This is a genomic window from Streptomyces sclerotialus (assembly GCF_040907265.1).
GTDB classification, from domain to species: domain Bacteria; phylum Actinomycetota; class Actinomycetes; order Streptomycetales; family Streptomycetaceae; genus Streptomyces; species Streptomyces sclerotialus.
Window position 1 is genome coordinate 4,863,603 of record NZ_JBFOHP010000002.1, and the last position, 20,821, is coordinate 4,884,423.

A 20,821-nucleotide genomic window follows, 5' to 3' on the forward strand; every position below is an offset into this window, starting at 1 on the left:
GCCGGGTCAGTCCGCCAGTTCCTCCGGCAACGGCGCCGCGTGCACGATGGTCAGCCCCGAGACGGCACGGGTGAGGCAGACGTACAGGCGGCGCAGGCCGGTCCGGTGGTCGGGCTCCGCGTCCACCAGCGCCGCCGGTTCGTCCAGGACCACGTAGTCGTACTCCAGGCCCTTGGCGAGCGTGGCCGGCACGAGCGTGAGCCGGGCGTCCGCCGACGTCTCCTCGCCGGGCGCGAGCGTGGCCAGCCCTGCGGCCTCCAGCGCCTCGCGCAGCGCGGGGATCCGCGGCTCGGCGGCGATCAGGCCGATGGAGCCCTCCTCGGCCAGCGCGTCACGGCAGGCGCCGACCACCGCCGCGTCCAGCGCCTCCGGCGCCGTCGGACGGACCGCGAAGTCGCCCGGCGACTCACGGATCGAGGTCGCCTCGGAGAGGTCCGGCGCGATCGCCGGGAGCAGCCGCGAGGCGTACGCGATGACCTCGCGCGGCACACGGAAGCCCTGGGTCAGCTCCTCGACGGTGGCGTCCGGCTTGCCCATGTGGGCCAGCGCCTCCTCCCAGGTGTCCGTCGACCACGGGGTCGTCCCCTGGGCGATGTCGCCCAGCACGGTCGCCGAACCGGTCGAACAGCGACGGCCCACGGCCCGGTACTGCATGGGGGAGAGGTCCTGCGCCTCGTCCAGGACCACGTGGCCGAGCGAGTGCGTGCGCTCCACCAGGTCGTGCGCCTCGTCGATGAGGACGGCGTCGGCGGCGGACCACTTCGCGCTGCGCACGCTGCGAGCCGGCCGGGTCCACAGGATCGTCTTCTGCTCCTCCTCGGTGAGGACGCCGTCGGCGTGCTCGGCAAGGAAGTCCGCGTCGCTCAGCAGCCGCAGCACCAGCTTGGCCGGGTCGACCGGCGGCCAGACCGCCTTGACCGTGGCCTTCACCGCGGCGTTCCGGGCGACCGCGTCCTGCACCCGGTCGTCCGGCGCCTCGCCGGCCCGCTCCATCTGGACGAGCACGGCGTGCGCGATGCGCTGCGGCAGCGCCTCACGTGCCGCGCCGTACCGGATGCCGCGGTCCAGCAACTGCGTGACGATCTCCTCCAGTTCGTACGCCGGTACGCGCCAGCGGCGGGAGCCGCGGACCACCACGCACGCCTCGGTGGGGAGCGTGACGTGCGAGCGGACGGCGCGGCGCAGCACCTCCGCCATCCGCGCGTCGCCCTTCACGGTCGCGGCCGCGGCGTCGTCCGTACCGCGCACCTCCACGTGCGCCACGAGGTCGTCCACCGTGGCCTGCTTGACCTCCAGCTCGCCCAGCGCGGGCAGCACCTGCTCGATGTAGTGCAGGAAGGACTTGTTGGGCCCGATGACGAGGGTGCCGGCGCGGGCCAGCCGCTCGCGGTGGGCGTAGAGGAGGTACGCGACCCGGTGCAGGCCGACGGCGGTCTTGCCCGTACCGGGCGCACCCTGGACACAGACCGTGCCGCCGATCCCGGCCCGGACGATCTCGTCCTGCTCGGGCTGGATGGTCGCCACGATGTCGCGCATCGGGCCCACGCGCGGCCGCTCGATCTCGGTCTGGAGGAGCTTGGACGTCTGCTCCGCCTCGGCCGGATCGGTGAGGTGCTCGTCCTCGTACGCGGTCAGCTCGCCGCCGGTGTACCCGAAGCGGCGGCGCAGCCGCAGGTCCATCGGGTCCTTCTTGGAAGCCCGGTAGAACGGCTGGGAGACCGGCGCGCGCCAGTCGATGACCATGGGGTCGCCGTCGGCGTCGTGGACGTGCCGCCGCCCGATGTAGAAGTTCTCTCCTTCCGCGCCCTCCGCCAGGTCGATGCCCGGTGCGTGGAGGTAGTCCAGCCGCCCGAAGAAGAGCGGGGTGTGGGAGAGGTCGGCGAGCGCCTTGATGCGGGCGTCGATCTCGCCCTGGAGCACCTCGGCGTTGACCCAGTTCGCGGTGACGTCCTTGATGTTCAGTGCCTCGGCGTCCGCGCGCATGGCGCGGAGCGCGGCACGGGAGGCGGCGAGGTGCCGGCGCTCCCGCTCCAGGGGGTCGTTCTCGTGGTGCTCGGTCTTCTCGGCTTTCTCTTCCTGGGCGTGCGAGGGCACGGCTTCGCCTCCGGGCAGCTGCGGTGGTCTGGGGCCGACCGGTTTCCGACCGGGCGGCGGCGCCCCTCGGCGAGAGCCGTCGGGAGGCGGGCAGACGCGCGATTGTAGTCAGCACCTAGTGCGGGCGCGACCGAATTAACGGGGCCACGCGGCCCCTAGGGGTGGGCCGCGACGCGGTGCTTCCGGAGCCGTACACCGGGCGACACGCGAATCGGCCGATGGTCGGATGTGCGGCGTCCGGGTGAATCCCATCATGGAGACATGAACAGTCACCTGAATCCGCCACCCGATCCCAAGGCGGCCGGCCGTGCCAGACACGGCGCCAGTGCCGCCGTCCGTGACACGGAGCACCGGCACCCCGTGGGCAGCGCCCTGCGTGCCGTGAAGGTGTTCGCGGGTACCGCCTTCAGCGTCGCCGTACTGGGGGAGTACGCCGACGACCGGTCCCCCGGCACCTCCCGGCCCGAGGAATGACATCCGGACGTCTGGAAAGCGTCACGAAAGTTCGTGTGTGATCGATTAACGTCGCTGTAAACAGTGCGCAATCAGCATATGGCGACAAGGAGGGGTCACCCGCGTGTCTGCCGCCGACGGGAAGCCGATCCAGCGGACAACGCCCCTCGTGGGCAGGCCACGCACCACCCGGGAAACGCCGGACCCCCCGGCGGGCCGTACGGTCTCCACCCGGTCCCCTCGAACGCGCCGCACCCTCCCGCGCCACACGCTCCCCGCAGCGGTCCTCCTCGCGGCATCCCTGGCAGCGCTCGGCGCGGTGCACTTGATAGTGCCGATGCCCAACTCCGACATCCTCGTCTACCGGGCGATGGGCGACTCCGTCCTCACCGGCGGCGACCTCTACGGCTTCCGGGTCACGAAGTGGCACCTCCCCGCCACCTACCCGCCCTTCGCCGCCCTGCTGTTCGTACCGCTGGCGTGGTTCCCGCCCGGCGCCCTCCAGGTCGCCTCGGTACTGGGCAACGTCGCGCTGCTCGCCCTGCTGATCCACCTCTCCGCGCGCCTCGCCGGGCTGCACACCACGCACCGCGTCCCGTCGCTGCTCGCCGCCACCGCGCTCGCCGTCTGGCTGGAGCCGGTGTACCAGACGCTCGTCTTCGGGCAGATCAACCTCGCGCTGACCTGCCTCGTCCTGTGGGACCTCACCCGTCCCGACGGCGCACGCGGCAAGGGCCTTGCCATCGGCATCGCGGCCGGCATCAAGCTCACCCCCGCGCTCTTCGCGGTGTACCTGCTGCTCACCGGGCGGGTACGGGCAGCGCTGGTCTCGCTCGCCGGCTTCGCCGGCACGGTCCTGCTCGGCGTCGTCGCGATGCCCGGCGCCAGCGTGGAGTTCTGGACCCAGCGGCTCTACGAGACCGGGCGGGTCGGCGAGGCCTGGATCGTCGACAACCAGTCGCTCCAGGGCCTCGTCGCGCGCCTGCTGCACACCACGCACCCCGGCCTCGTCTGGGCGGCCGCCGCCGGGCTCACGGCCGTGGTGGGGATGGCGGCGGCCCGCCGGACGGGGCTGGTCGCGGGCCGGGAGGCGTGGGGCGTGCTGTGCACGGCGCTCACGGCGCTGCTCGTCTCGCCGATCAGCTGGTCCCACCACTGGGTGTGGTGCGTGCCGCTGCTGGCGGTGCTCGCCACGCACGTACGAGGCGACGCGTGGCGGCGTACGGCCTGGTGGGCGCTGGCCGTGCTGTTCACCGCCCGCACGATGTGGCTGACGCCGCACAAGGGCGACCTGGACCTCGCGCTCCCGTGGTGGCAGCAGCCGCTGGCCGCCCCGTACCCGCTGCTCGGCACGGCCGTACTGCTCGCCGCGGTGTTCTGGCGCGGAGGCGTGCTGACGGGGGTGGCGGCGGGGGCGCTGGTCCGGCCCGCCGCGGCGGGCCGGGAGGCCGTACCTGCGCCCCGGTCACCGCGCTAGGTGCGCCTGGGTGCGTCTGGGTGCGTCTGGGTGCGCCCTAGGCGTACCGTTCCGCCCCGGATTTCCCCCATGGGGGTGCAACAGGTCCCCTTCTCAACACAGTACCGAGGGGCACTGACAACGCGGCCGCCCCCGGCAATGCGGCCGCCTCCGGCAACGCGCCCGCCCCCCCGGGCCCCCGGTCCCGTCCGTCCCGCCCTCACGCCCCCTCGTCCGCCAGCAGTTCATGCGCGTCCACGATGCGGTACGCGTGCCCTGCTCGGCCAGGAAGCGCTGGCGGTGGGCCGCGAAGTCCTGGTCGATGGTGTCGCGGGCGACGACCGAGTAGAAGCGCGCCTCGTGGCCGTCCGCCTTCGGGCGGAGCACCCGGCCGAGGCGCTGCGCCTCCTCCTGGCGCGACCCGAAGGTGCCGGACACCTGGATCGCGACCGTCGCCTCCGGCAGGTCGATCGAGAAGTTCGCGACCTTGGAGACGACCAGCACGGACAGCTCGCCCTCGCGGAACGCGTTGAAGAGCTTCTCGCGCTGCGCGTTGCTGGTGTCGCCCTTGATGACGGGCGCGTCCAGATGCTCGCCGAGCTCGTCCAGCTGGTCGATGTACTGCCCGATCACCAGCGTCTGCTCGCCCGCGTGCCGGCGCACCAGCGCCTCGGTCACCTGCTGCTTGGACGCGGTGGTCGCGCAGAAGCGGTACTTCTCGTCGCTCTCCGCCGTGGCGTACGCCAGCCGCTCGGAATCCGTCAGGTTGACGCGGACCTCGACGCAGTCGGCAGGCGCGATGTAGCCCTGCGCCTCGATCTCCTTCCACGGCGCGTCGAACCGCTTCGGGCCGATGAGCGAGAACACGTCGGACTCCCGGCCGTCCTCCCGGACCAGCGTCGCGGTCAGGCCGAGCCGGCGCCGGGCCTGGAGGTCGGCGGTGAACTTGAAGACCGGCGCGGGCAGCAGGTGCACCTCGTCGTAGACCACCAGGCCCCAGTCGCGGGAGTCGAACAGCTCCAGATGCGGGTAGACGCCCTTCCGCTTGGTCGTCAGCACCTGGTACGTCGCGATGGTGACCGGCCGGATCTCCTTCTTCGTACCGCTGTACTCGCCGATCTCGTCCTCGGTCAGCGACGTGCGCTTCACCAGCTCGTGCTTCCACTGGCGCGCGGACACCGTGTTCGTCACCAGGATCAGCGTGGTGGCCTTGGCCTCGGCCATCGCACCGGCTCCGACCAGCGTCTTTCCGGCGCCACAGGGCAGCACGACGACGCCCGAGCCGCCGTGCCAGAAGTTCTCCACCGCCTGCTGCTGGTACGGCCGCAGCGACCAGCCGTCCTGGTCCAGCTCGATCGGATGCGCCTCGCCGTCCACGTAACCGGCCAGGTCCTCGGCCGGCCAGCCCAGCTTCAGCAGCGTCTGCTTGATCTGCCCGCGCTCGGAGGGGTGCACCACGACGGTGTCCGGGTCGATCCGGGCGCCGACCAGCGGCTGCACCTTCTTCGACCGCAGGATCTCCTCCAGCACCGGGCGGTCGGTGGTGGTGAGGACGAGGCCGTGCGCCGGGTGCTTGCTGAGCGTGAGGCGGCCGTACCGGGACATCGTCTCGGCGATGTCGACGAGCAGCGCGTGCGGGACCGGGTAGCGGGAGTACGCCACCAGCGCGTCCACGACCTGCTCCGCGTCGTGGCCGGCGGCCCGCGCGTTCCACAGGCCGAGCGGCGTCACCCGGTAGGTGTGGATGTGCTCCGGGGCGCGCTCCAGCTCCGCGAAGGGGGCGATGGCCTGCCGGCAGGCGTCCGCCTGCTCGTGGTCCACCTCCAGCAGCAGCGTCTTGTCGCTCTGGACGATGAGGGGTCCGTTCACGCGCCTCGCCTTTCGCTTCGCCTGCGCCCGGCCGCCGTCGCCGTACGGCCCGGCCGTCCGTACGGCCAAACGTCCAGTGTGCCGCATCGGCGCGGTGGCAGGGGCGGGCCCGGAGCGCGGCCCGGACGCGCACCGCCGGTGGCGCGCTCCGGCGCGGTCCGAGGACGCCGATCGCAGGATGCCGTCGCGATCCGAGGACGCCGGTCTCAGGAAGCCGCGTCGTCGGCGAGTTCGGCGACGCCCGTGATGCGGTGCAGCGCGTACGTGCGGACCTCGTCGGCGGTGTGGTCGTACGCGGTCACGAAGCCTCCCTCGACCCGGACCGGCGCGATGACGCGCTGACTCGCGGCGCCGTCGGCGTTGACGTAGCCGATCCACAGGGCCGAACTGGTCAGCGCCGCCGCCTGCACCGTGGCCAGCGTCTCGGCCGATGTCGTGCGCGGCAGCCGGCCCGGTGCGGGCGCCGCGGCGGCCGGGCCCGGCTTCCGCTCGGCGGTGGCCGCGAGGTCGCCCGCGCGGATGGCCCGTACGGCGGCCTCCAGCAGCGTGCTGTCCGGGGGCGGCGGGCCGTCGGGGACCGGGGCCGGGGCGGCGCGTGGCGGGGTGCGGTAGGCGTCGGCGCGGGCGATCACCACATCGCCCTCGGCGGACTCGGCGGCCGGCGCGTACCCCATCGCGCGCAGCCCTTCGAGGAGCGCGTCCGGCGCGGCCTGCGCGGCCAGCACGGTCGGCGCGAGGCGGCGCAGCCGGAGCCCGTCGGCGCGCCGGTCGGCCAGGATCTCGTTCAGCAGCGCGTCGTCGTCGCAGCGCACGTAGGCGGAGGCGGCGCCGACCCGCAGCTGTCCGTGTCTGCGTGCCACGTCGTCGATCAGGTACGCCAGCGGCTGCGGCACCGGCGTACGGGAGTGGGCCGCGAGGAAGGCCTGGATGTCGGCGGCGGACCGGCCGGCGTCCAGGGCGCGGCGTACGGAGCCGGGCGTGAAGCGGTAGACCGTCGCGCCGCCCTTGGACTCCACCTCGGCCAGGACGTCGAGCGCGTCGGCGAGCGGGCGCTCCAGGGGGCCCGGCGCGACGGCGGTCAGGTCGGCCTGGAGGAGGACGTGGTCCAGGGGGGTGGGCAGCAGCGGGGCGAGGGCAGCGGCGGCGGCCCGGCCGGCCTGCGCGGGGTCGGCGTCCGGTGCCGTCTCCAGGAGGGCGCGGGTGTGGCCCGCCAGGGCGCCGCGGCCGGTGAGGCCCAGGAGTTCGGCCTCGTGGAGGGACCACAGGGCGATGCGGGAGCGGAGGTCCTGGGGGGCGGCGTGCGCCGCGTTCTGGGCGGCGTTCCGATCGGCGGCGTGGCCGTTGTCCTCGGCGGTGCCGGGGGCTGCCTGCGCCGCGCCGCGGAGCGGCCGTTCCCAGCGCAGCCGGGCCAGGACGGCGTCCTGCGGGACGGCGGTGCCCGGCGGGACGCTGCCGAGCAGGGTGAGGACGCGGCGGCGTACGTCCGGGGCCGGGGAGCGGTCCAGGTGCGGGCCGAGCGCGGCGAGGGTGCGGCCCTTGGCGTCGGCGGTGCCGACCAGTCCTGCCGTGCGGGTCGCGGCGAGCCAGGCGGTGGCCAGCCGGACCCAGCGTTCCTCGGCGGGCAGCTGCCGCCAGTCCTCGGCGGCGGGGGTGGGCGCGTACCGCTCGTCGGCCTCGCCGTCCGAGGCCACCAGCCCGGCCGCGTACGCCAGTTCCAGCCAGAAAGCGGCGGTGTGCACGCCGGTGTCCAGCGCGGTCGCGGTCCGCTTGAGGTCGCGGACGCTCAGGCCGCCGGCGCGCAGTACGGCCGGGCCGCCGAGGTCCCACTCCTTGAGCAGCTCCTCGACCGTGGCGAGCGCGGTGAACGCCTGGCCGGCCGCCGTACGGTCCACCATGTCCGGGTCGCGTGCGGTGGCCGGCGCGAGGGCGGGCGGCTGCGGCTCCGGTGCCCGGTGCGCGCGCCCGGCGCGCAGATGCAGGGCGGCCTCGCGGGGGAGCACGACGTTGCGCGCCCCGACCGGGAGCAGGACGCCGCGGTCCAGCAGCCAGCGGAGGTGCGGCGCGGGGTGCGCGGTCACCGCGCCGTACGGCGGGCCCCAGACCAGCCGGTCCAGGACGGCGAGCGACTCGGCGGGCGCGTCGTCCAGCAGCGCCGACATGGCGGCGCGGTCCTCGAAGAGCGAGGTCAGCGCGGCGACGGCGGTCACCGGGTCGGGGGTGGTGGGCAGTCCGGCGGTGGCCAGGATCTCCTGGAGGCGGCCGGGGGACATGCCGGCGGTCGCCTCGGCGACGGTGGGGCCGAGGCCGGTGGGGGAGGGGTGGGTGGCGCTGGGGGTGAGCAGTTCGCGTGCGGTACGGACGAGCCGGAGGCGGTCGTCCGGGCCCCAGACCAGGGCCTGGGCGCGGAGGGTGGCCAGCGCCTCGGGGAGGCGGTCGGCGACGGCCTTCCGCAGCCCGGGGTCGGTGTCGGGAGCGTCCTCGTCGCCCGTCATCAGCCCGGCGAGCGTGGCGTACGGGCAGGGGTCGGGGGCGACGGCGAGCGCCTCGGCCGTCTGGAGCGCGAAGCTGTCCAGCCGTTCCACGGCGCGGACCACGGAGGCGCGGGTGCCGGCCCGGGTGGCCAGCTGGGTGAGGTCACCGGGGACCGGGTTGAGCAGGTCGGGGCGGGCGCGCAGCAGAGCGGACAGGTCGTCGTCCGGCCGGTTGCGCAACTCCTCGGCCAGCGTGCGGGGGGACGGATTGCTGCCGCTCATTCGCCCCACGTTACCGCCTGGTGGCGGATGATCCGATGGTTGCGGTGGGGAGCCGGTGTCCGCCGCTGTGGACAGCCGGTGCCGGCGCCCTGTGGACAACCGTTGCCGGAGCCCTGTGGAAAAACGCTGCACGGGGCGGCCGGAGGGGTACCGTCGGAGCGGTGGGAATCGGCCTGGCGCAGAGGTGTTTTCGGTGGGGATCGAGAGTGATCAGCAGGTCTTCGACTACCTGAGCCGGGTCGGCGACCTGGCGCAGGGGCGGGGGCTGACGGCCAGGCAGCGCATGGAGCTCGTCGCGCGGCTGCGGACGCGGATAGACGCCGGGCGGGCCGCCGGCGGCGGCGACGTCAAGCGCCTCCTCGCGAAGCTCGGCACGCCGGAGAAGGTGGTCGCGGCGGCGGCCGGCGGCGAGGAGCCGGTGCCCGAGGAGCCGGCCGGCGGCGCGGCGGAGCGTCGGCCGGGCGGGCTGCCCTCGCTGCTCAAGCGGCAGCCGAAGCAGGGCGGCACGGTGCCGGCGCCCCGCAGCGGCGCGCGGCCCGCGGTCCCTCAGCAGGGCGCCCCGCCGCCGCATCTCGCGAGCCTGGACCAGCTCGGCGACCGGGACGCGACGGCCGAGGAGGAGCCGGACTGGTGGCGGGTGGCGGCCGAGCCGTACGGCCCCACGGAGACCACGCCGTTCGGGCCCGGGGAGACGGTGCCGGGGTTCGTCGGCGGCATCGAGATCGAGGAGATACGCCGGCCGCCGAAGACCGACGAGGAGGAGGCGGAGGAGCCGGCGGCGGTCGGCACGGAGGCCGCGGAATCCGGTCGGCGCGGGCTGCCCGGCGTGCTGAAGAAGGCCTCGGGCAAGGTGCTGCCCTGGCGGCGCTGGGCGTCCGCCGCGCCTCCTGCTGCGCCGGCCGCCGCGCCCGCGGCCGAGGGGGCCGGCGAGGCGGTGGCGGCGGCGCCGCGGCCGAAGCCGAGCCCGGTGCTGCTGCTCGCGGTGGTGCTGCTCGCCGCGGGCGCCGCGGTCGGCAGCTGGCTCGCCGCCGCGCTCGGCTGGATCGTGGCGTACTCCTCGCGCAAGCTGTCGCGGCCCGAGGCGAAGTTCGCGGCGCTGGGCGTGCCGGGGCTGGTGTGCGCCGGGGTGCTGGTCTGGCTGTGGGGCCGGTTCGCCGGCAAGTGGGGCGACCCCCTCGGCCAGGACCGCCTCGGCCCGGTGCTGACCGATGCCTTCCCGGTCGTCGTCCGCGTCGCGGCCGTCGCCTCCGCTCTGTTCCTCCTGTGGCGGATGCGGCGACGGCCGCAGTGAGCCGCGGTGACGGGCCGCCGGGACCGGCCCCCGGGTACGGCACCGGTCGTCACGCCGACCGGTCGTCACGCCGACCGGTCGTCACGCCGACCGGTCGTCACTTCGTGAGGTCCTTCTCCAGCTCGTCGAGGATCCTGTCGGCGGCGGTGTAGCCGATGCCCTGGATCCAGAGCTGGTCGGAGACGCGGAAGGCCTTGCCGTTCTTGACGGCCTTCATGTTCTTCCACAGCGCCCCGCCGGTGACCTGGCTCTCCTGGGACTTCTCGGGGCTGCCGTACGCCGAGTAGAAGACCGTGTCGGCGTCGGCGCGGGTGATCTGCTCGGGGCCGACCTCGGTCATCAGGCCGTCCTTGGCGTCCTTGACCACGTCGGTGGGGGCGGTGCCGATGTCGTCCAGGAGGGTGCCGATGTAGCTCTGGCAGCCGTAGACGCGGGTGTCGGCGCCCTCGACGAAGCGGACGACGTTGGTGGTCCTCTTCGCCGCCGCGTCGGCGCCGCCGAGCGCTTCGGTGACCTCCGCCGCGTGCTTCTCGTACGCGGCAGCCACCTTCTTGCCCTCCTCGACCTTGCCGAGCGCGTCGGCGTGCGTGGCGAAGTTCTGCTTCCACGGGTAGCCGGTGGTCTCGGTCATCACCGTGGGGGCGATCTTCTTGAGCTGTTCGTAGCGCTGGCCGTCGCGGACCTTGCTGGTGAGGATGAGGTCCGGCTTCAGGGCCGCGACCGCCTCCATGTCGGGCGCGCCGATGGTGCCCACGTCCTTGATCCCGGCGACCTTGTCCTTCGGCAGGTACGCCAGGAAGCCGGAGGCCACGTCGGCGTGGGTGGCGCCGACCGGCTGCACGCCGAGGGTGAGGGCCGAGTCCAGCTCGGCGGTGTCCAGGACGACGACGCGCTTCGGGGCGGCGGGGACCTGCACGTCGCCCATGGCGGTCGGCACGGTGTGCGCGCCGGTGGCCGGCTTCGCCCAGGTCGTCTTCGGCTGGGCGGGGCAGTCGGCGGCCTTGAAGGAGCCGCCGGAGCCGTTCTTGCCGCCGGTGGCGCCGATGGCGCCGCACGCGGTCAGCGTGACGGCGGCAGCCGCCAGCGCGGTGGCGGCACGGAGGGTGCGGGTGAAGGGGACCATGAGCGGGCCTTTCGGAGGGTGAGCGGAGAGGAGGCTCCGAGGCGGAGGGGACGGCCCGGAGCGGGGACGGTCAGCCGCCGGCGGGGGACTGCCAGGGGCGGCCGGGTACGACCAGCGGGGAGCCGGTCACGGGGTCGGGGACGACGACCGAGTCGAGGCCGAAGACATCGCGTACCAGGTCGGCGGTGACGGTCTCGGCGGGCGGGCCCTGGGCGATGATCCGCCCGGCCTTCATCGCCACCAGGTGGTCGGCGTAGCGCGCGGCCTGGTTGAGGTCGTGCAGGACGGCGACGACGGTGCGGCCGCGCTCGTGGTTCAGCTGGCGTACCAGGTCCAGCACCTCGACCTGGTGGGAGATGTCCAGGTAGGTGGTGGGCTCGTCGAGGAGGAGCAGGTCGGTCTCCTGGGCGAGCGCCATCGCGATCCAGACGCGCTGCCGCTGGCCGCCGGAGAGCTCGTCGACGGGCCGGTCGGCGAGGTCGGCGACGTCGGTACGGGCCATCGCCTCGGTGACCGCCCGCTCGTCGGCCTCCGACCACTGCTGCCACCAGTGCTGGTGCGGCTGGCGGCCGCGCGCGACCAGGTCGGCGACGGTGATCGCCTCGGGCGCGACCGGCGTCTGCGGCAGCAGGCCGACGGACTGGGCGATCTTCTTGGTGGGGATGCGCGCGAGGTCCGTCCCGTCGAGCAGTACCGCGCCCGCGCGCGGCTTCAGCAGCCGCCCCAGCGCCCGCAGCAGCGTGGACTTGCCGCAGGCGTTCGGGCCGACGATGATGGTGACGGCACCGTGCGGGACGTCCAGGTGCAGGCCGTCGACGACGGTGCGGTCCTCGTAGGCGAGGGTCAGTCCGCGTGCGGTGAGCCTGCTCGCGGTGCGGTCGCCGGTGGTGGTCACGCTCTTCCTCCCGCGGCACGGCGCCGGACGCTGTGCCCTCTCACGAGCAGACGGATCAGGTACGGGGCGCCGATGGCCGCGGTCAGCACGCCGACCGGCAGCTCGGTCGGCGCGAACAGCATGCGGGCCGGCAGGTCGCCGATGACCACGACGCAGGCGCCCAGCAGCGCCGAGCAGAGCAGCGGTATCTGCGCGGTACGGGTCAGCCGGCGGGCGATCTGCGGCGCCAGCAGCGCCACGAAGTCGACCGGACCGGCCGCGCCGGTGGCGAGCGCGGCCAGCAGGACGCCGAGGGTCGCGAGGCCCAGCCGGGTGCGGCCCAGCCGGACGCCGAGCGCGGTCGCGGTGTCGTCGTCCATCGAGACGGTGCGCTGCGCGCGGGCCGCCCACAGGACGAAGGGGACCAGGACGAGCAGTGCCCAGGCGAGCGGCACGGCCTCGGCCCAGCCCCGGCCGTTGAGCGAGCCGACCATCCAGACCTGGGCCTTCTGCGCCACGAGGTAGTCGCCCTTGGTCAGGAACAGCTGGGTGACCGAGCGCAGCGCGACGGCGAAGCCGATGCCGATGAGGACGAAGCGGGTGGCGTGCAGTCCGCCGCGCCAGGCGAAGACGTAGACCAGCGCCGCGGCGAGCAGTCCGCCCGCGACGGACAGGTACGGCAGTACGGCGTACGAGCTGATCCCGAAGGTCATCGCGCCGACGGTCAGCGCGCTCGCGCCCTGGGTGATGCCGATGATGTCGGGGCTGGCGAGCGGGTTGCGGGCGAGGGTCTGGATGAGCGCGCCGGCCACGCCGAAGGCGGCTCCGGCCAGCAGTCCGACGCACATCCGGGGCAGCCGCAGCGTGCCGACCACCAGCTCGTCCGGCGAGGGCTGTCCCAGTACGACCCTGACCACCTCGCCGGGCGCGACGGCGCGCTCGCCGAGGGAGAGGTAGGCGACGCAGGCGGCGGCCAGTACGGCGGTGAGCACGGTGGCGACGAGCGCGGCCCTGCGGTGGACCAGGAAGGCGGCGCGGCCGGCGCGCAGCAGCGCGTACCCGGCGGGACGGACCGGACGTATCGGAGCCGGGGCGGCGGACGCCGGGGCCGGGGTCATGCGGCCACCGCCTTCCGGCGGACCAGTGCGACCAGGAACGGGACGCCGATCAGGGCGGTCATCACCCCGGCGGGCACTTCGGAGGGCGGGAAGGGGAGGCGGCCCACGGTGTCGGCGACCAGCACCATCACCGGGCCGAGCAGCGCGGCCGTCGGCAGCACCCAGCGGTGGTCGCTGCCCACGAGGGCGCGGGCCAGGTGCGGCACGGCGAGGCCGACGAAGGCGACCGGGCCTGCCGCCGCGACACCCGCGCCGGTCAGCACGGCGGCGCCGAGTCCGCCCACGATGCGTACGGTGGCGACTTTCTGGCCCAGCCCCTTGGCGACGTCCTCGCCGAGTGCCAGGGCGTCCAGACCGCGGGCGACGGCCAGTACCAGCACCGCGCCCACCAGCAGGAACGGCCAGATCTGCGCGGCCACCGCGGCGTCCCGGCCGGTCAGTGAGCCGACCTGCCAGAACCGGAACTCGTCCAGCGCGGCCGCCCGGGTCGTCAGTACCGCCATGGTCACCGCGACCAGCAGCGCGTTGATCGCGGCGCCGGCCAGCGCGAGCTTGACGGGGGTGGCCCCGCCGCGGCCGCGCGCGGCGACGGCGTACACGAGGACGGCCGCGAGCGCGGCACCGGCGAAGGCGGCGCCGACGTAGCCGGAGAGCGTGTGGACGCCCGCGAAGGCGATGGCCAGGACGACGGCGGCCGAGGCGCCCTGGCTGATGCCGAGGACCCCGGGGTCGGCGATCGGATTGCGGGTGATGCCCTGCATCGCCGTGCCGGCCAGTGCGAGCGCGGCGCCGACCAGCAGCCCGACGAGGGTGCGCGGCAGCCGCAGGAGCAGCACGATCTGGGCCGCCTCGCTGTTGCCGCCGTGGAAGAGCGCGTCGAGGACCTCGCCGGGCGCGATGGCGCGGCTGCCCACCGCGAGCGAGAGGAGCATCGCGAGCAGCAGCGCGAGTGCCGCTGCGGCAGTCCAGCAGATGCGGCGCCGCGCCAGAGAGGTTCTGGGGCTGCCGGCCAGGGCGACTGACATCGGTTCCATTTCGCGGGAGCGCAGTGTTCAGATGGTGCAGGCACACGTACCGGAGGAGCGGCGTCCGCTGCAGAGGATGAAGGTAAGGCTACGCTAAGTGTACGGATCGTGGGCTTGAGGGCCAGAGGCACAATGGGTGCCATGGCCACGCATACCTTGACGGTCGGCTTCGACCTCGACATGACCCTGATCGACTCCCGGCCGGGCATCAAGGACGCCTATGCCGCGCTCTCCGCGGCCACCGGTACGTACATCGACACCGACCTCGTGACCACCCGGCTCGGGCCGCCGCTGGAGCAGGAGATCCGCAACTGGTTCCCCGAGGAGCGGGTCGCCGAGATCGCCGACCGTTACCGCGCGCTCTACCCCGAGCACGCCATCACCGGCACGCTCGCCATGGAGGGCGCCCGCGAGGCGATCGAGGGAGTGCAGCGCCTGGGCGGGCGCGCCATTGTGGTCACCGCGAAGTACGAGCCCAACGCCAAGCTGCATCTCAAGCACCTGGACATCAACGCGGACGCGGTCGTCGGCTCGCTGTGGGCCGAGGGCAAGGCCGAGGCGCTGCGCGAGTACGGCGCGAGCGTCTACGTCGGCGACCACACCGGGGACGTGCGCGGCGCCCGCGCTGCGGGCGCCCTGTCGGTCGCGGTGGCCACCGGGCCGTGCTCCGAGGAGGAGCTGCGGGAGGCCGGCGCGGACGTCGTCCTGCCCGGCCTGAGCGCCTTCCCGGCCTGGCTGGAGGGCTACCTCGCGGACGCCTCGCGCGGCTGAGCCGGCGCCTCGCGCGCCTGACGGCGCTGGGCCGCGACGGAGCGCAGTACTCCGGCGGCGGCGATCAGGAAGCCCGCGCCCATGAGCATGCAGACCCAGTAGAAGACCCACGGCAAAGGGTCGGAGCCGAGGAAAAGGGGCATCATCGTCGCGAGCGTGGCGAAGGCGCCAATAAGGAACACGATCGCGCCGATCCGGACGAGGGCGTCCCCGGCGCGCGGACCTTCGGCGGTCTCCGGGGTCGCACCCCGGACGGGAGGGTTGTCAGACACACGACCAGGGTAAGTCCCCGCCCGGAAGCGCTGAGGAACCACCCGGCGACGTCTTGTCACCAGGCCCCGGACCATTAGCCTTGGGTAGCGGCGGGTCCGAGACCCGCTGCACTGCTATTCCAGAGCTGTTGTGTGCGCAGCTATCCCATTTTTCCCGACGAGTACGAGGACGAGGACAGACGTGCCTACCGGCAAGGTCAAGTGGTTCAACAGCGAGAAGGGCTTCGGCTTTCTCTCCCGCGACGACGGCGGTGACGTCTTCGTGCACTCTTCGGTGCTGCCCGCCGGCGTGGACGCACTCAAGCCGGGCCAGCGCGTCGAATTCGGCGTGGTGGCAGGCCAGCGCGGTGACCAGGCACTTTCGGTGACCCTCCTCGACCCCGCGCCCTCCGTCGCGGCGGCCCAGCGGCGCAAGCCCGACGAGCTGGCGTCGATCGTGCAGGACCTCACCACGCTCCTGGAAGGCGTCGCGCAGCAGCTGGAGCGCGGCCGCTACCCCGACAAGGCACACGGCGGCAAGATCGCGGGCATGCTGCGCGCGGTCGCGGACCAGCTGGACGTCTGAGGAGGGCGCACCGGCCGGCCCGGGACACCCCCGCGGGATTCCCGCGGGGGTGCGGACGTCATACGAACTTCAGCGCATCCGGGCCGAGGGGCGGTACGAGTCCCTCGGCCGCGGCCCGGGTGAGCAGCCCGCGCACCGCCGCGTAGCCGTCCTCGCCCAGGTCCGCGCTGAACTCGTTCACGTACAGCCCGATGTGCTGGTCGGCGACGGCCGGGTCCATCTCCTGCGCGTGCTCCAGGACCCAGGCGCGGGAGGCCTCGGGGTCCTCCCACGCCATGCGTACGGACGTGGTGATCGTCCGGGCCAGCTCGCGCAGCGTCTCCTCGCCCAGCGAGCGCTTGGCGATGATCGCGCCGAGCGGGATCGGCAGCCCGGTCGTGGTCTCCCAGTGCTCGCCCATGTCGGCGAGGCAGGTCAGGCCGAAGTTCTGGTACGTGAAGCGGGCCTCGTGGATGACCAGCCCCGCGTCGACGAGCCCGTCCCGCACCGCGGGCATGATCTCGTCGAACGGCATGACCCGGACCTCACCCACGCCGCCGGGCACCTGGTCCGCCGCCCACAGCCGGAACAGCAGGTACGCCGTGGACCGCTCGCTGGGCACGGCGACCGTACGGCCCTTGAGGTCCGCCGGCGTGGCCGCGTCCTTGGTCAGCACCAGCGGGCCGCAGCCGCGGCCGAGCGCGCCGCCGCAGGGCAGCAGCGCGTACTCGTCCAGTACCCAGGGCAGTTCGGCGTAGGACACCTTCAGCACGTCCAGCTCGCCGCGCTCGGCCATGCCGTTGGTGAGGTCGATGTCCGCGAAGGTGACCTCCGGCGCCGCGGCGCCGGGGACCTTGCCGTGCGCCCAGGCGTGGAAGACGAACGTGTCGTTCGGGCAGGGCGAAAACGCGATCTTGAGCGCCTGGCTCATGGCGTGCTCCTTGCGGACAGGGCTCGCGGCAGATCGGCGAAGGCGGCGGTGAGGGCGGCGAGCGCCTCCCCGATCCGCCAGGCGGCGCGGTCCCGCGGGCCGACGGGGTTGGAGATCGTACGGAGTTCCAGCACGGGCAGGCCGTGCGCGGCGGCGGCCTCGGCGACGCCGAAGCCCTCCATCGCCTCGGCGAGCGCACGCGGGTGGCGGGCCAGCAGCTCCTTCGCGCGGGCCGCGCTGCCGGTGACGGTGGAGCCGGTGAGGACGGTGCCGGGCAGCGCGCCGGTGGCCGCGGCGACGGCCGCGACCAGGTCCTCGGGCGGGCGGTGCGCGTCCGTGCCGAAGCCGAGCGCGGTGACCGGCAGGAAGCCGTCGGGGGTCTCGGCGCCGAGATCGGCGGCGGCGATCTCCTCGGCGACGACCAGCGAGCCGACGGGCGCGCCGGGCGCGAAGCCGCCGCCGATGCCGGCCGAGACGACGAGGTCGTACGAGGTCGCGGGGGACAGCGCGGCGGCCGTGAGGGCCGTGGCGGTGCCGGCCGCGGCGGCGGCCGGGCCCACGCCGGCGGCGAGGGCGTCGAGGGCGTACGGGCCCTCGGGGGATTCGGGCCGCACAGTGCGGTGCAGCGCGAAGCCGCCCGGTACGGGGATGCGCTCGGGCCGTCCCGCCGCCGCGGCGGTGACCGCGTCGCGTTCGGCGGGGACGGCGGTGACGACCAGGATGTGCATCAGGTGACCGGGCGGTTCAGCGGCGGCGCTCAGGAGTCGGCGCGCTTGAGCTTGATGTTCCAGACGCCGGTGTACTTGCCGCCCTTGGACGTCATGATCGAGATCGTCGCGGAGTCCGACATCTGCTGGGTCTGCTGGCTGTAGAAGACGCGGTCGCTCTCCAGCGAGGTGTACGTCTGCTTGCTCAGGCTGGTCATCGGCATGCCGTTGGACATCGCGATCCAGCCCTGCTCGGCCATGTCCGGCTCGACGCCGAGGCGCACCTTGTCACCGGGGTGCACGGTGAGCGTCTGCTCCGGCTCCGCGGTCATGCACTTCTCGAACTTGGCCTGCTCGGCCTTCTTCTTGGAAGTGAGGTCACCGAGGGTCTTGCCGTCCTCGTAGCAGGAGGCTTCGGCCGTGACGCTGTCCTGGCCGGCGGTCACGGTGGCCCGCGGCGTGGGCTGGTCACAGGCGGAGAGGACGAGCAGTCCCAGGGACACGGCGCCCGCGGCGGCGACGGCACGGCGGCCCTTGCCCCGGAGCGAGGAGGAGAACGCGGTCATGCGGGCAGGCTATCTGGCCGTCCGGCCCGCACGACGCCGGGGTACGGTGCGCGCTCCTTCGTGTGCCGCGGGTTACGCCACTTCGTGTGCGCGGGTTACGCCACGCGGGGGCGTGCCGCGCCGTGCCGGCGGGCCGCGGTGAGCAGCCCCCGTACGGTCGTGGCGGCCGCCACGGCGAGGCCGGCGGAGGCCACCGCGAGGCCCAGTACGCCGTGCAGCGGCAGGGCGATGCCCAGCGCCCCGCCCACCACCCACGACAGCTGGAGCAGCGTCTCGGACCGGGCGAAGGCGGACGTACGGAAGGACTCCGGCACGTCCCGCTGGATCAGCGCGTCCAGTGACAGCTTCGCCAGCGCCTGGCACAGCCCGGCGGCCGCGGCCGTGGCGGTCACCATCACGCTCGCCAGTACGGCGTGGAGCAGGGCGGCGGCGACCGTGACGCCGAGGGCCAGCGCCAGCACCACCGCGATGATCACTTCCGGGCCGCGCGCCCGCAGCCAGGCCCCGATCGCCGTCCCCAGCGCGTTCCCGGTGCCCGCCGCCACCGCCACCAGCCCCAGCGACATCGCCGGACTCAGCCCGCCCAGCGGATGCTCGCGCAGCAGGAACGCCAGGAAGAAGGTGAGGAAGCCGGAGAGCGCGCGCAGCGCGGCGTTCGCCTGGAGGCCGCGCAGCACGGACCGGCCCACCGTGCGCAGTCCGGGCCGGGGGCGGCCCGCGCGCCGCCCCACCGGGGCCTCCGCCTCGCCGCGCGCCGAGTCGACCTTGTGCGGCAGTGAGAAGGACAGGAACGTGCCGGCGGCGAACACCGCGCACGCGCCGTACAGCGGCCAGGCCGGGCCGAGCTGGTGCAGCCCGGCACCCAGCGGGGCCGCCGCGCCGGTGGCCAGCAGCCCCGCGAGGGTGACTCTGGAATTCGCCTTCACGAGGGAGAAGCGGCGCGGCAGCAGTCTGGGCACCACCGCCGAACGCACCACGCCGTACGCCTTGGACGACACCAGCACGCCGAGCGCGGCCGGGTACAGCTCCAGCCCGCCGGTGGCCACCGCGCCCGACATGGTGAGCGCCAGTACCGCACGGGCCAGCATCGCCCCGGCCATCGCGGCGCGCCGGCCGTGCGGTATCCGGTCCAGCAGCGGGCCGACGACGGGCGCGAGGAGCGCGAACGGCGCCATGGTGACCGCGAGATACAGCGCCACCCGGCCGCGCGCCTGGTCCGTGGGGACGGAGAAGAAGACGGTGGAGGCGAGCGCGACGGTGATCAGTACGTCGCCCGCGGAGTTCACCGCGTGCAGTTCGATCAGCTTGCCGAGGCCCGACTCGCCCGCGCCGTGCGCGTGCGTCGCCCGGCGGACGGCGCGCCCGGTGGCGGTGAACGGCCGGCGTACCGCGGCCCCCGCGGCCCGGCCCGCGCGGCCCACGGCCCGGCCCGCGCCACGGACCGGGCCGCTGCCTTCGGTCGATGCCCTGGCGGCGGCCACGTCGTCATACTGCCCGAAACGCCGCCCCAACTCGCCCAGCTGATGCCAGTTTCCATGAGTTTCCATGGGTTCCTGCCCCGGCGGGCAGGGGGTGGCGGACGGGCCCGTGGCGGCTGCCGGTGACATTTGCCGCTCCCGCCGGGGGGTCGTACACGATTGAAGGGGTAGCGTGTGTAGCGCGCCACCGGCGGTCGCTCTTGGCCGCGCGCCTTGCCGCGATCCCGCAGAATGGTTCGTATAGGCGCGCTGCTTCTGGAGGGCTGATCGGGCGCGGACGTCGACGCGGTCCCCAGGTCCGCTCCGCCCGCCCCGGCCCGTCGGTCGTCCGGACAGGTTCAGGACGGCTCCGGCCGGCGCGCTCGTGAGACGGCGTGGAAGAGAGAATCGATTCTTGTGAGTGCTGCGATGCGAAGCCGTACGCCCGACCGCCTCTGCGCCGAGGCCGTCGAACTCGCCCGTGCGGCGGCCGAGGAGGCCGCCCTGCCGGGCATGGTCGGTGAGCACGTCGACGCAGTCGCCGACGGGGACCGCGTCGTCACCCATCTGTTCGAGTGCCGGGAGCCGGGTTACCGGGGCTGGCGCTGGGCCGTCACCGTCGCCCGTGCCTCCCGCGCCAAGGTCGTCACGCTCGACGAGTCGGTCCTGCTGCCCGGCCCCGACGCCCTGCTGGCCCCCGAATGGGTTCCGTGGAGCGAGCGGCTGCGCCCCGGCGACATGGGCCCGGGCGACCTGCTGCCGACGGAGGCGGAGGACCTGCGGCTGGAGCCGGGGTTCATGGCCGACGAGACGTTCGGCGACAACGGCGGCGTGGTCGTCTCGCCCGTCGCCCCCGGCTCGCCGGACGCCGAGGCCACCGGTCCGACGGCGGCGGACCGCGCCGACGCGGCGCGCGCCGCCCGTTCCGCTTCCGCGCGGGAGGCCGGAGCCGCGGACGCCGCGGAGGCCGCCGAGGCCGCCAGGGGTCCGCTCGCGGAGCTGGCCGAGGCGGAGGACGCGGACGTCGTCGCCGGGACTCCCGCACACCAGGCCACGGCCCCGGCCCGCGGCAGCATCGCCGCGGTCGCCGAGGAGCTGGGCATGGCCCGGCACCGGGTGCTCTCCCGGTACGGGCTGCACACCGCGGCTGACCGCTGGGAGGAGGCGTACGGCGCCAAGACCCCGATGGCGCAGGCCGCCCCCGCCGCCTGCATGAGCTGCGGCTTCCTCGTACCGCTCGCCGGCTCGCTCCGGCAGGCCTTCGGCGTCTGCGCGAACGAGTTCTCCCCGGCGGACGGCCGGGTCGTCTCGCTGGCGTACGGCTGCGGTGGCCACTCCGAGGCCGCCGTGATGCCGAAGCCGCCGCGCCCGGCGCCGCCGGTCATCGACGAGACGGTCGTCGAGCCGCTGCCGCTCCGTCCGGACCGCACGGGCGGCTCGGTCTCGGAGGGCGAACCGGCCGAGGAGCTCGGCCACAGCTGAGCCGGCCGGCCTCCCGAACCGCAGCAGTACCGGCC

General features: G+C 74.3%; 17 protein-coding genes and 1 pseudogene. 6 read left to right on the plus strand and 12 right to left on the minus strand.

Annotated features, from left to right (window positions below; translation table 11 throughout):
- Positions 1–6: 6 nt before the first annotated feature.
- On the minus strand, positions 7–2,094 hold the full coding sequence (locus AAC944_RS21675; protein WP_051871491.1) for a HelD family protein: 2,088 nt from the start codon (positions 2,092–2,094) through the stop codon (positions 7–9).
- Positions 2,095–2,355: 261 nt separating this feature from the next.
- On the opposite strand from AAC944_RS21675, the gene AAC944_RS21680 reads away from it, so the two are divergent.
- Together AAC944_RS21680 and AAC944_RS21685 are read left to right on the plus strand one after the other, a co-directional pair.
- A complete protein-coding gene (locus tag AAC944_RS21680) occupies positions 2,356–2,568 on the plus strand; it encodes a hypothetical protein (RefSeq protein ID WP_030610033.1) in 213 nt (70 codons plus the stop codon).
- Positions 2,569–2,671: 103 nt separating this feature from the next.
- On the plus strand, positions 2,672–4,024 hold the full coding sequence (locus AAC944_RS21685) for a glycosyltransferase 87 family protein (protein WP_490368268.1): 1,353 nt from the start codon (positions 2,672–2,674) through the stop codon (positions 4,022–4,024).
- 199 nt (positions 4,025–4,223) lie between these two features.
- Here AAC944_RS21685 and AAC944_RS21690 read toward each other — a convergent pair.
- Positions 4,224–5,872, minus strand: a pseudogene (locus tag AAC944_RS21690) (DNA repair helicase XPB).
- 206 nt (positions 5,873–6,078) lie between these two features.
- Positions 6,079–8,625: a helicase-associated domain-containing protein gene (locus tag AAC944_RS21695; RefSeq protein WP_030610027.1), complete on the minus strand. Its 2,547-nt coding sequence runs from the start codon at positions 8,623–8,625 to the stop codon at positions 6,079–6,081.
- Between the two features lie 193 nt (positions 8,626–8,818).
- Here AAC944_RS21695 and AAC944_RS21700 point away from each other — a divergent pair, with 193 nt between their 5' ends.
- Entirely contained in the window at positions 8,819–9,916 is a 1,098-nt protein-coding gene (locus AAC944_RS21700) for a hypothetical protein (RefSeq protein ID WP_030610025.1), read from the plus strand.
- A gap of 97 nt (positions 9,917–10,013) precedes the next feature.
- On the opposite strand, the gene AAC944_RS21705 is transcribed toward AAC944_RS21700, so the two are convergent.
- The 4 genes from AAC944_RS21705 to AAC944_RS21720 form a co-directional block, all read right to left on the minus strand.
- A complete protein-coding gene (locus AAC944_RS21705; protein WP_030610021.1) occupies positions 10,014–11,039 on the minus strand; it encodes an ABC transporter substrate-binding protein in 1,026 nt (341 codons plus the stop codon).
- 70 nt (positions 11,040–11,109) lie between these two features.
- Entirely contained in the window at positions 11,110–11,934 is an 825-nt protein-coding gene (locus AAC944_RS21710; RefSeq protein ID WP_030610019.1) for an ABC transporter ATP-binding protein, read from the minus strand.
- Entirely contained in the window at positions 11,931–13,031 is a 1,101-nt protein-coding gene (locus AAC944_RS21715) for a FecCD family ABC transporter permease (protein WP_030610016.1), read from the minus strand. The genes AAC944_RS21710 and AAC944_RS21715 overlap by 4 nt, the downstream gene beginning before the upstream one ends.
- Complete coding sequence (locus AAC944_RS21720; RefSeq protein ID WP_438272747.1) at positions 13,028–14,065, minus strand: FecCD family ABC transporter permease; 1,038 nt, start codon at positions 14,063–14,065, stop codon at positions 13,028–13,030. The genes AAC944_RS21715 and AAC944_RS21720 overlap by 4 nt, the downstream gene beginning before the upstream one ends.
- Positions 14,066–14,197: 132 nt before the next feature.
- Between AAC944_RS21720 and AAC944_RS21725 the strand changes: the two genes are divergently transcribed.
- Entirely contained in the window at positions 14,198–14,827 is a 630-nt protein-coding gene (locus AAC944_RS21725; RefSeq protein WP_030610012.1) for an HAD family hydrolase, read from the plus strand.
- On the opposite strand, the gene AAC944_RS21730 is transcribed toward AAC944_RS21725, so the two are convergent.
- On the minus strand, positions 14,800–15,099 hold the full coding sequence (locus tag AAC944_RS21730) for an SUR7/PalI family protein (RefSeq protein WP_037771502.1): 300 nt from the start codon (positions 15,097–15,099) through the stop codon (positions 14,800–14,802). The two genes, AAC944_RS21725 and AAC944_RS21730, sit on opposite strands and share 28 nt — an antisense overlap.
- 181 nt (positions 15,100–15,280) lie before the next feature.
- Here AAC944_RS21730 and AAC944_RS21735 point away from each other — a divergent pair, with 181 nt between their 5' ends.
- Entirely contained in the window at positions 15,281–15,664 is a 384-nt protein-coding gene (locus AAC944_RS21735; RefSeq protein ID WP_030254499.1) for a cold-shock protein, read from the plus strand.
- A 58-nt stretch (positions 15,665–15,722) separates the two neighbouring features.
- Here AAC944_RS21735 and AAC944_RS21740 read toward each other — a convergent pair whose 3' ends face one another.
- From AAC944_RS21740 to AAC944_RS21755, 4 genes are all read right to left on the minus strand, one after another.
- A complete protein-coding gene (locus tag AAC944_RS21740) occupies positions 15,723–16,574 on the minus strand; it encodes a 1,4-dihydroxy-6-naphtoate synthase (protein ID WP_030610009.1) in 852 nt (283 codons plus the stop codon).
- The gene (locus AAC944_RS21745; RefSeq protein ID WP_030610007.1) at positions 16,571–17,302 is read right to left on the minus strand and encodes a futalosine hydrolase; all 732 of its coding nucleotides are present in this window, start codon (positions 17,300–17,302) and stop codon (positions 16,571–16,573) included. The genes AAC944_RS21740 and AAC944_RS21745 overlap by 4 nt, the downstream gene beginning before the upstream one ends.
- Positions 17,303–17,331: 29 nt before the next feature.
- Positions 17,332–17,847, minus strand: a complete 516-nt coding sequence (locus tag AAC944_RS21750) for a hypothetical protein (protein WP_030610005.1) — start codon at positions 17,845–17,847, stop codon at positions 17,332–17,334.
- Positions 17,848–17,942: 95 nt separating this feature from the next.
- Entirely contained in the window at positions 17,943–19,394 is a 1,452-nt protein-coding gene (locus AAC944_RS21755) for an MFS transporter (RefSeq protein ID WP_196942839.1), read from the minus strand.
- A gap of 339 nt (positions 19,395–19,733) precedes the next feature.
- Between AAC944_RS21755 and AAC944_RS21760 the strand changes: the two genes are divergently transcribed.
- Positions 19,734–20,786 carry a DUF3027 domain-containing protein gene (locus tag AAC944_RS21760; RefSeq protein ID WP_030610001.1) on the plus strand — a complete coding sequence of 351 codons (1,053 nt, stop codon included), beginning with the start codon at positions 19,734–19,736 and terminating at the stop codon, positions 20,784–20,786.
- Positions 20,787–20,821 lie beyond the last annotated feature (35 nt).